The following is a 9,147-nucleotide window of genomic DNA, read 5'->3' on the forward strand; positions in this document are numbered from 1 at the left end:
TCAGCACGCCCCTCAGCGTGAGCCGGCGGCCAGCAGCTGCCGGCGGGCGACGTACTCGACCAGCTCGATCAGGACGTTGCGGGCGGCCAGCGGCTCGCGCGCGTCGAACTCGACCACCGGAACGTCGGGGTCGAGGTCGAGGGCGCGGGCGATGGCCTCGGAGCCGAACCGGCGCTCGGTGTCGAAGCAGTTGACGGCGACCACGAACGGCGTGCCGCGCTGCTCGAAGTAGTCGATCGACGGGAAGCAGTCCGCCAGGCGGCGGGTATCGGCGAGCACGATGGCGCCCAGCGCACCCTGCGACAGCTCGTCCCAGAGGAACCAGAAGCGGTCCTGCCCGGGCGTGCCGAAGAGGTAGAGCTGCAGATCGTCGGTGATCGTGATGCGACCGAAGTCCATCGTCACCGTCGTCGTGCGCTTCCCCTCCACTCCGGAGGTGTCGTCGGCGCCTTCGACGCCGGTCAGCACCTCCTCGGTCTGCAGCGGCCGGATCTCGCTGACCGAGCCGACCATCGTGGTCTTGCCCGCACCGAACCCGCCGGCGATGAGGATCTTGAGCGCGACCGGGATGCGAGAGCGCGTGCCGTCTCGGTCAGAGCGCACGGAGTCCATTGACAACCGCCTTGAGTACGTCGACGTCATGCGGCTGAGAGGCCGCAGGGGGCTCGTAGAGCGAAATAAGTCCCGCTGAGCGTAGATCACCCAGCAAAACCCGGACGACCCCGAGGGAGAGGTCCAGTTTGGAGGCTAGTTCGACAATCGGCGTCGGCTCCCACGCCGCGCCGACGATAGCGTGATGCTCCGGTTGCAACGAGGGCGACGGTGCCGCGTTCGCCATCGTCGCCACCACGAAAGCGACAAGATCGAATTCACAACCGGACGGGGCGACCCGGCCTTGCGTCATCGCGTACGGCCGGACCACCGGGCCTGCGTCGTGGTCCAGCCAGTCGTGCGGCGCGCGCAGCGGATCAACGGGCATGGGACCCGGTGGGCCGCTCGGGCGCGTCCATCGTCTGGCCCACCCGGATCACCAGCATGGCCATCTCGTACGCGATCAGGCCCAGGTCCGCGTCGCTGGAGGCGAGCACCGCCAGGCACGCACCCAGGCCGGCCGCCGTGACCAGGAGGAACGCGTCCTCCATCTCGACGACGGTCTGGCGCACCGGGCCGGCCTGGAAGTGCCGGCTCGCCCCCTTGGCCAGGCTCTGGAAGCCGGCCGCCATCGCCGAGAGGTGCTCGGCGTCCTCTCTGCTCAGAGCGGCGGACGCGCCCATCATGAGCCCGTCCGCCGACAGCACCACCGCCTGCTGCACCGACGGCACCCGCTCGACCAGGTCGTCGAGGAGCCAGGTGAGGTTGGCGCCCTGGTGGTTCGTCGTGTTTGCCACTATGCGTCCTTCTCCGGCCGGTTCTCGTGATTCTCATCGGGCGCGTTGTCGCTGTTTGCGGAGAGTCCGGCCGCCACCGGGCTCTGTACCGCCGGGAACGTGACGGTAGCCGCCTCCGACATCGCCCGCGCCTCTAGCGTCTCCTGTTTGTCAGTGACGGATGTCTCTGCCGGCGGCTCCGGGTCCTTCGCGGCGCTCAGCGCGGCCGCCGCGAGGCGCCCCTCGGCGGTGCCGCGCTGCAGGGCGCTCATCAGGCTGCGCACCTGCTCCGGGGAGCGGGGGGTGCCGCTGGCGACGCGCTCGGCGACCGGGCCGCGCAGTTGCGGCGCGAGGCTGGCCTGCCGGACCCGTTTGGGCAGCAGCGCCTCGTCGGCCTCGTCCAGCGGCTCCGCGGCAGTCGGCGGTGCGAGGTCCGCGGCGGACGCCGGCGGCTCGGGCGAGATGCCCGGGGGGGCGAGATCCGCCCGCTGGCCGATCGGCTCGCTCGCGACGCGCGGCGCCGGGATGCGGGGCCTGGACGGCGCCGGGGCGGACCCCGGCAGTGCGGTCGGGAGGTCACCGTGCCGCAGCGGGGCGTCGCCCGCCAGGCCGATGCCGTTCAGGCCGCCGTTCAGGCCCTCGGCGCCCGGGCCGGCGCCGTTCGACGTCAGTCCGTTGCCGGCCGACGGCAGCTCCATCGAGGTCAGACCGGCCGGCGAGGTCATGTTCGGCGGTAGCAGGGCCGGCGGAGCCGTCGGCCCGTCCTTGGCCCGGCGCGGCCTGGTCCGGCGGCGCTGCACGAGGCCGTCCTCGGTGAGCCCCTCGACCACGGCGCTGGGGCTCGGCCCGCTCGGCTCGGCGGGCGTCAGGGGCGTCAGGTCGACGGCGGTGTCGGCCAGGTCCGGGCCGGCCGTGGCGGTTCCGTTGATCGTCACGGGACGGCCGGCCACCGCGATCGAGCGCAGCTCCTCGGTGCCCTGCCACTGCAGGGCGGCGAGCGACGGGCGCGACGGATCCTCGGTGCCCGTGCCGACCAGCGGGCGGTCCCACGACTTGTCCGGGGTGGACGGCCCGGCGGGCAGCTCGGCCCGGCCCGGCCCGGCGGTGACGAGATCGCCCGGCACCAGCACGACCGCGGTGATGCCGCCGTAGCCGCTGGTGCGCAGGGTCACCCGGATGCCGTGCCGGTTGGCCAGCTGGGCGACCACGAAGAGACCGAGCCGGGCGCTGTCCGTGGGGTCGAAGTCGGGCGGCTCGAGCAGCTTGCGGTTGGCCTCGGCCATCGCCTCGGCGGACATGCCCAGGCCGCGGTCCTCGATCTCCAGGGCGTAGCCGTTCGGCAGCACCTGGCCGACGACCTGGACCCGGGTGTGCGGCGGTGAGAACGACGCCGCGTTCTCCAGCAGCTCGGCGACCAGGTGGATGACGTCGCCGACGGCCCGGCCGAGCACCGCGGAGGACTCGATCGAGACGATGTCGACCCGCTTGTAGTCCTCGACCTCGCTGATCGCGCCGCGGACGACGTCGATCACCGGCACCGGGTTGCGCCAGCCGCGCCCGGGCGCGGCGCCGGCCAGGATCACCAGGTCCTCGGCGTGGCGGCGCATCCGGGTGGCGAGGTGGTCGACGCGGTAGAGGTCCTCGAGCTCGTCCGGCTCGGTCTCGCGCCGCTCCATGCGGTCGAGCAGGGAGAGCTGCCGGTGCAGCAGGGTCTGGCTGCGGCGGGCGATGTTGAGGAAGACCTCGTTGATCCCGCGCCGGACGTTGGCCTCCTCGACCGCCGACTGCACGGCCGTGCGCTGCACCTCGTTGAAGGCGCGGCCGAGCTCGCCGATCTCGTCCCGGCCGTACTCCAGCGGCGGGGTCTCCACCTCGACGTCGACCGCCTCGCCGCGCTGCAGCCGGCGGACCACGGAGGGCAGCCGCTCGTTGGCCATCTCCAGCGCCTCGCCGCGCAGCCGGATCAGGCGACCGACCATCGAGCGGCCGACGCGCAGCGACACCCAGACCGAGACGACGACCGCGATCAGGCCGAGCAGGCCGGCCAGGCCGAGCCGGATGATCACCCTGACCGCGACCGGCACGGCCTGCTGCGCGAGCGAGTCCGCGGCGTTGATCTCGAACGCACGCAACTGCTGCGCCGAGGTGTCGTACGCCGGCTGCCACGACGACGCCTGCACCGGAGCCGCGACGCCGGGCCGGCTGTCGTTGATCAGGATGTCCTGCAGCTCGCGGAGCCGGTTGAACGAGGTGCTGTTGCTGAGCTGCCGGAACGCCGTGCGGTTCTGCTCGGGCAGATCGGTGACGCCCTGCGACAGCAGGAAGCGGGTGGTGGTGATCGTCTGCAGCAGCTCGCCGCGGCCGGCCGCGCTCAGCTTTCCGGCCGCGAGCGCGCCCGCGATCAGCGAGTCCGTGCGGCTGAGGTATTCACGGCCGCGCCCGATCATGGTGATGGCGCGGATCTGGCGGTCGATGTGCTCGTCGCTGAACGTGGCGAGCGCCGAGTACATCTGGAAGGTGCTGTCGACGATGCCGTTGTAGAGGTTCTGGGCGCCGATCGGGTCCACCTCGCGGCGGTCGATGTGCACTCGGTTGGCGGCCAGCCCGTCGAGGTCGGAGAAGACCTGCCGGATCCGGGTCTCCAGGGTGTCGGTCGCGGCGCCACGCGCGGCGTCGCTGCCGGCGGTGCGCCGGAACTCGGTGCCGGCCCGGTCGGTGGCGGCGCGCTGTGCGACGAGCGCGGCGGGGCTGCCGTTGGGGTCCGCGAGGAACTCGACCGAGAGCCGCCGCTCGCGCTGCAGCTCACCCGTGAGCGCCTCGCCGGGCGTGCCGACGGTGTCCAGCAGGGTCTGCGCCGACATCAGGTTGAGGGCCGGGCCGAGGGTCAGTGCCGTCGCGAAGACCCAGAGCGCGAGCAGCGCCGTCAGCGGCACCGCCACCATCGCGATGATCTTCGAACGGATCGACCAGTTGCGGGTTCTCATCAGACTCCGCCCGAGTGGATGCAGGACCTGCGCAGCGCAGGACGATGTGGCCGTCGACGCTTGTTAACGGCCGTTTTCGAGCTGAGCACGCCTTCGGCAGGATACGTAATGGACGCGATCGGAGCTAGCGCCGGTACGTGCCATAATGCAGTGGACCGTCCTAATTGTCCTGGGGGAACGGCATGCGTTGCAGGTCGCGCTTTGGTGAATCTCACGACAAAATAGCCGCGCGCCGGTCCGGCTCGCCCGGATTGGGCCACCTGTCCGTTTCCGGTCAGCCGGGGACGGACGCCCCGCCGGCCGTCGTCCACGACATTTTCTGGAACGGGTCAAGTCTGCCGTCCACACAGACGGAGGGTTTTCACGCCGTGCTGTCGAATCGGATTGATGACCCTGGTTGGGTGGGCATATCCGGGGGTGAAGAAGGAGGAATCCGATGTCCCCCACAGTCGTGATCGTTCTCATCGTCGTCGTGCTGCTGATCGCAGCCGTCACCGTCTACGGCGTACGCGCCAGCCGCCGCAAGCAGCTTCGCAACACCTTCGGCCCCGAGTACGACAAGGTGGTCGGCGATGCCGACAGCCGCTCGGAGGGCGAGCGTGAGCTTCGTGAACGCGAGAAGCGGCACGCCGAGTTCGAGCTCCAGGAGTTGTCTGCCGAGTCGAAGGCGAGGTACTCGCTGGCCTGGGAAGAGGTGCAGATCCAGTTCGTCGACTCACCCGGTGAGGCCGTCTCCACCGCCGACGAGCTGGTCACCCGGCTCATCGGCGAGCGCGGCTACCCGACCGGGGACTACGACGACCAGCTCGCCAACCTGTCCGTCGCGCATGCCCGCACCCTCGAGCACTACCGCGACGCCCACGAGATCAGCGAACGCAGCGCCGGCGGCAAGGCGAGCACCGAGGATCTGCGGCAGGCCCTGGTCCACTACCGCGCGCTCTTCGCCGACCTGCTCGGAGAGAACCCCGTCCGCACCGAAGGCGCCGCCGCCGCGGCGGAATCCCACCCGACGGTCCCGAACCAACAGATCAACAACCACGACAGCGACGTCGCGGGCTCCCGTCCCGACGCCACGAGCCGCTGAGGAGCCTGATCATGCGTTTCTTCTCCAACGACGCGCGCGAAGCCAACGAAGAGCTGGCGCTCGACGACCGACCGGAACGGGTCCAGTCCGACCCGGTGGCGGTGCCGAACCAGCGGCCGCCGTCGCCGTGGTCGAACACCCCGACGACGCCCGGCGACGACATCGACGACGATGACGACAACCGTGAGTCCACCGACGACGAGCCCCGCGACGCCACGGCCGCCGGCACCGTGACCGACGACGACACGACCGGGAGCCAGGAACCGACCACGGCCTTCGCGGCGCCCGCCCGCGGGGACGGCCGGTGGGACGCCGCGGACGACACGAACGTGCCGTACGCGGGCAGCCCCGCCGGCACGGATTCGCGGGAGTCCTGGGACCAGGACGAGGACGGGGCGGACGCGCAGCACCGCCGCGGGCCGGCCGACGACGTCGACGTCCCGCTCGACGAGCCCGCCGCCGGCGACGCCGCCCTCGACGCCGAGGCCGCGCCGGCGGACGCCGAGAAGATTTCCGAACCGGACGACGCTGCACGGGCCGACTCCGAGTCGGACGACGATGACGACGACTCCGACGACGAACCCGAGGCCGTCGAGACGATCACCGACGAGGCCTCCCCCGAGTCCGACGACGATGACGACCCCGACGCCGATGAGCTCGACGCAGTGGCCGCCGCCCCGGTCACCGACGCCCCGCTCGCGGCGGCCGACGACACCCCGGCGACCGACGAGCCCGCCGCCGGGAGCGCGGTGGTCGCCGCCGTACCGGTGCCGGTGGGCGCGGCCGCGACCGCGCCGGCCGCCCGGACCGAGACGATCTTCGGCGCCGACGACGCCCAGTCGTTCCAGGACCGCTGGCGCGAGGTCCAGCTGCGCTTCGTCGACAGCCCGAAGGACGCGGCCGCCGAGGCGACCACGCTGATCGACGAGGCGGTCGAACGGCTCACCGCCGGCCTGAAGGCACAGCGTGACGGCCTGGCCGACGACACCGAGGACACCGAGCGGCTGCGCCTGCAGCTGCGCGGGTACCGGGACATCCTCAACCGCATCCTCAGCCTCTAGCCCGCGCGAACCGGTCGCGTGCCCCGGCACGCGGCCGGTGCCATGCTGAGCGGATGCGCGCATCCCGCCTCGTCTCCCTGCTGCTGTTGCTGCAGGCGCGCGGGCGGATGACCGCGCAGGACCTGGCCGACGAGCTCGAGGTGTCCGTGCGGACGGTCTACCGCGACGTCGAGTCGCTCGGCGCGTCCGGCGTCCCGATCTACGCCGACCGCGGCCCGGCCGGCGGCTACCGGCTGCTCGAGGGCTACCGCACCCGGCTGACCGGCCTGACCGGCGACGAGGCCGGGACGCTGTTCCTGGCCGGCGTGCCCGGGCCGGCCGCGGAGCTCGGGCTCGGCTCGGTCCTGGCCGCCGCGGAGCTCAAGCTGCGGGCCGCGCTGCCGGGCGAGCTTGCGGACCGGGCCGACCGGGTGCGGACGCGGTTCCACCTGGACGCGCCCGGCTGGTTCCGGGCCGACGAGCCCACCCCGCACCTGGCCACGATCGCCGACGCGGTCTGGCGGGAGCGGATGCTCCAGGTGCGCTACCTGCGCTGGAAGGCGCCCCGCGAGGTGACCCGGACGCTGTCCCCGCTGGGCGTGGTCCTCAAGGCGGGGCGGTGGTATGTCGTGGCCCTGTCCCGCGACAAGGTGACCGCGTACCGGGTGGCCAACGTGCTCGACGCGGAGCTGCTCGACGAGCCGGCGCCGCGCCCGACCGACTTCGACCTCGCCTCGTTCTGGAGCGCCTGGACCGAGCGGTACGAGCGCAGCGTCTACACCGCGCAGGCGACCGTACGGATGACCGCCGGGGCGCTCGGCCGGATGGCGTACCTCTTCCCGCCGGAGATGGCGCGGGTGGCCCGGGCCTGCGCCGGCCCGGTGGGCGACGACGGCCGGCTGACCACGACCGTGCCCATCGAATCGGTCCTGCACGGCCACACGGAGTTGCTGAAGCTGGGCGCCGACGCCGAGGTGCTGGACCCGCCGGAGCTGCGCGAGCGCTTCGCCGAGTCCGCCCGCGGCCTGGCGGCGACCTATCTCGAGGCGGAGCCGCGCGGCGGGGATCAGGCGCTGGACGTGGTCCCGTAGACCCGCTCGATCCTCACGTCGCCCGGGTCGGTGCTCCCGTCGGAGGGCGACGATGGCGGCACGTCCTTGGTCGGCGGATCGGTGGGCGGGGTGGTCGACTCCTGCGGCGGGTCGACGGGCGGCTTCGAGGGGCTCGGCGACGACGTCTGCACCGGCGGGGTCGGCGATGTCTCCGATTCGGACGGAGACGGGGAGGACCGGGCCGGCCTGGGCCGCACGGTCCTGGTCGACCTGGGCTGGTTGTTCGCCACGGGCTCGTCCGTGATCTCCCCGGCGCCGGTCGGCGCGTCACCCGCGCCGGAACCGCCCGATGGCGTGCCGTTCTGCTGGACGGTGGTCACCGCCGGCGGCCGGTCCGCCGTCTCGGTCGCGGCGCCGAACTGCGCGCCGAGCCACATTGCCGGTCCGAGGCCTATCGCGACGATAGCCCCGAAGAGCGCCATCGGTCCCCGATCCACAGCGCCCCCTCCCCCCTGTCTGTGGCGATCATCGCTGCTCCGCGCGGCCTGCTCCTACCCGATTTCGGCGAACGGTAAGCGAATGATGCCGATCCCATAATGACGCCTGGTGATGGCTTGGTGACTCAATGAGTCAGTGATGCGACCCAGTTGTTACCAGCACGCTTCGGGGCAGGGATCGGTTCACCCAGGACGGTGACTATCTGGTGCGAGACAGGAACGCTATGGCGTCGTCGAGGGCGACCCAGCCGCCCGGCAGTTCGTCGGAGTCGAGCGCGGCCCGCAGCCGCAGCGTGCCGCCGTCGCGCAGGCTGAGATCCCAGCTCCTGCGCTTGGTCCGGGTGGCGCCGGCGACCTCGGCATAGGCGACGAACCGGCTGCCGGGAGCGGCGGCATCGCGCTGGGGCGCGTCGGCCGCGGCGAAGCGGGACAGCCGCCGCTTCGCGGAGCCGTTCTGCGAGCGCGGCAGCCCCGGCACCAGGAACAGTCCGGTGTCGACGATCAACACGTCCGTCCGGGCCCCGTCGACCACCAGGTTGACCACGCCGCCGACCACCTCGGGCCGGGTCTGCGCGGCCTCCGCGCCGGGTTCGGCCGCGGCGTCGATGCCCAGGGCTGCGAGCCGTTCCCGGGCGGCGGCGACCGTCGCCGGGTCGCTCGCCAGCGCGGCCAGGCCGCCGAGGTCGAGGTGCGCGCCGTCGGCGGCGACCAGCTCGGCGGCGCCGGTCCAGCTGTGCCGCCAGCGGGCCGCGTCGCTGCGCAGGGCCGCCAGCGCCAGCAGCAGCGTGACCAGTTCGGCGATCCGGTCGGCGGTCTCCTCGGCGGACAGGCCGGTGAACACGGACTCGGCGGCCTTCCGCAGCCGGCCGTCCCCGGCGAGGTCCAGCAGGTCCGCGGCGTTCGTCACGGGCACGCCCGCGGCGCGCGAGATCGTGGCCAGTGCGGCGTCGGCCTCGCGCTGCATCTCGACGGTTCGCGCCACGCCGAAGAACACGTCCCAGTCGACGGTGGTGCGTCCCTGCGGCGGGAACGCGACGCCCTGCAGCGCCCGGCCGAGCCCGGGCAGGTCGGGAACGAGATCACCGGCCGGCGCACCGAGCCCCGGGCCGGCGGCGCCCGCGGC

General features: G+C 72.7%; 8 protein-coding genes and 1 pseudogene. 3 read left to right on the forward strand and 6 right to left on the reverse strand.

Translation table 11 applies throughout. From position 1 onward, the window contains the following. Window positions 1-12 precede the first annotated feature (12 nt). From AB0F10_RS28350 to AB0F10_RS28365, 4 genes are read right to left on the reverse strand one after another with little or no spacing between them, the layout of a single operon-like run. Window positions 13-612, reverse strand: coding sequence for an ATP/GTP-binding protein (locus AB0F10_RS28350; protein ID WP_360631482.1), 600 nt, complete (start codon window positions 610-612; stop codon window positions 13-15). Continuing rightward, the gene (locus tag AB0F10_RS28355; protein ID WP_360631485.1) at window positions 593-979 is read right to left on the reverse strand and encodes a DUF742 domain-containing protein; all 387 of its coding nucleotides are present in this window, start codon (window positions 977-979) and stop codon (window positions 593-595) included. The genes AB0F10_RS28350 and AB0F10_RS28355 overlap by 20 nt, the downstream gene beginning before the upstream one ends. Continuing rightward, the gene (locus AB0F10_RS28360; RefSeq protein WP_360631488.1) at window positions 969-1,388 is read right to left on the reverse strand and encodes a roadblock/LC7 domain-containing protein; all 420 of its coding nucleotides are present in this window, start codon (window positions 1,386-1,388) and stop codon (window positions 969-971) included. The genes AB0F10_RS28355 and AB0F10_RS28360 overlap by 11 nt, the downstream gene beginning before the upstream one ends. Further along, complete coding sequence (locus AB0F10_RS28365) at window positions 1,388-4,351, reverse strand: nitrate- and nitrite sensing domain-containing protein (protein ID WP_360631491.1); 2,964 nt, start codon at window positions 4,349-4,351, stop codon at window positions 1,388-1,390. Before AB0F10_RS28365 ends, AB0F10_RS28360 begins: the two co-directional genes overlap by 1 nt. A gap of 436 nt (window positions 4,352-4,787) precedes the next feature. Between AB0F10_RS28365 and AB0F10_RS28370 the strand changes: the two genes are divergently transcribed. Genes AB0F10_RS28370 through AB0F10_RS28380 form a run of 3 tightly spaced genes read left to right on the forward strand, consistent with a single transcriptional unit; the run spans window position 4,788 to window position 7,566 of the window. Further along, window positions 4,788-5,435, forward strand: a complete 648-nt coding sequence (locus AB0F10_RS28370) for a hypothetical protein (RefSeq protein WP_360631494.1) — start codon at window positions 4,788-4,790, stop codon at window positions 5,433-5,435. A gap of 11 nt (window positions 5,436-5,446) precedes the next feature. After that, on the forward strand, window positions 5,447-6,496 hold the full coding sequence (locus AB0F10_RS28375) for a hypothetical protein (protein WP_360631497.1): 1,050 nt from the start codon (window positions 5,447-5,449) through the stop codon (window positions 6,494-6,496). Window positions 6,497-6,549: 53 nt separating this feature from the next. Next, window positions 6,550-7,566 (forward strand): YafY family protein, encoded by a 1,017-nt coding sequence (locus tag AB0F10_RS28380; RefSeq protein ID WP_360631500.1) that lies wholly within the window; start codon window positions 6,550-6,552, stop codon window positions 7,564-7,566. Here AB0F10_RS28380 and AB0F10_RS28385 read toward each other — a convergent pair. Beyond that, window positions 7,542-8,024: a hypothetical protein gene (locus tag AB0F10_RS28385; protein WP_360631503.1), complete on the reverse strand. Its 483-nt coding sequence runs from the start codon at window positions 8,022-8,024 to the stop codon at window positions 7,542-7,544. The genes AB0F10_RS28380 and AB0F10_RS28385 overlap by 25 nt on opposite strands. A gap of 199 nt (window positions 8,025-8,223) precedes the next feature. Further along, window positions 8,224-9,147 (reverse strand): annotated as a pseudogene (locus AB0F10_RS28390) (peptidase); the annotation flags it as partial.

The organism is Actinoplanes sp. NPDC026623 (assembly GCF_040638275.1).
GTDB lineage: Bacteria > Actinomycetota > Actinomycetes > Mycobacteriales > Micromonosporaceae > Actinoplanes.

Coding starts and splice junctions, on each gene's coding strand:
- AB0F10_RS28350 (WP_360631482.1), bottom strand. CDS start 612: ATGGACTCCGTGCGCTCTGACCGAGACGGCACGCGCTCTCGCATCCCG.
- AB0F10_RS28355 (WP_360631485.1), bottom strand. CDS start 979: ATGCCCGTTGATCCGCTGCGCGCGCCGCACGACTGGCTGGACCACGAC.
- AB0F10_RS28365 (WP_360631491.1), bottom strand. CDS start 4,351: ATGAGAACCCGCAACTGGTCGATCCGTTCGAAGATCATCGCGATGGTG.
- AB0F10_RS28370 (WP_360631494.1), top strand. CDS start 4,788: ATGTCCCCCACAGTCGTGATCGTTCTCATCGTCGTCGTGCTGCTGATC.
- AB0F10_RS28375 (WP_360631497.1), top strand. CDS start 5,447: ATGCGTTTCTTCTCCAACGACGCGCGCGAAGCCAACGAAGAGCTGGCG.
- AB0F10_RS28380 (WP_360631500.1), top strand. CDS start 6,550: ATGCGCGCATCCCGCCTCGTCTCCCTGCTGCTGTTGCTGCAGGCGCGC.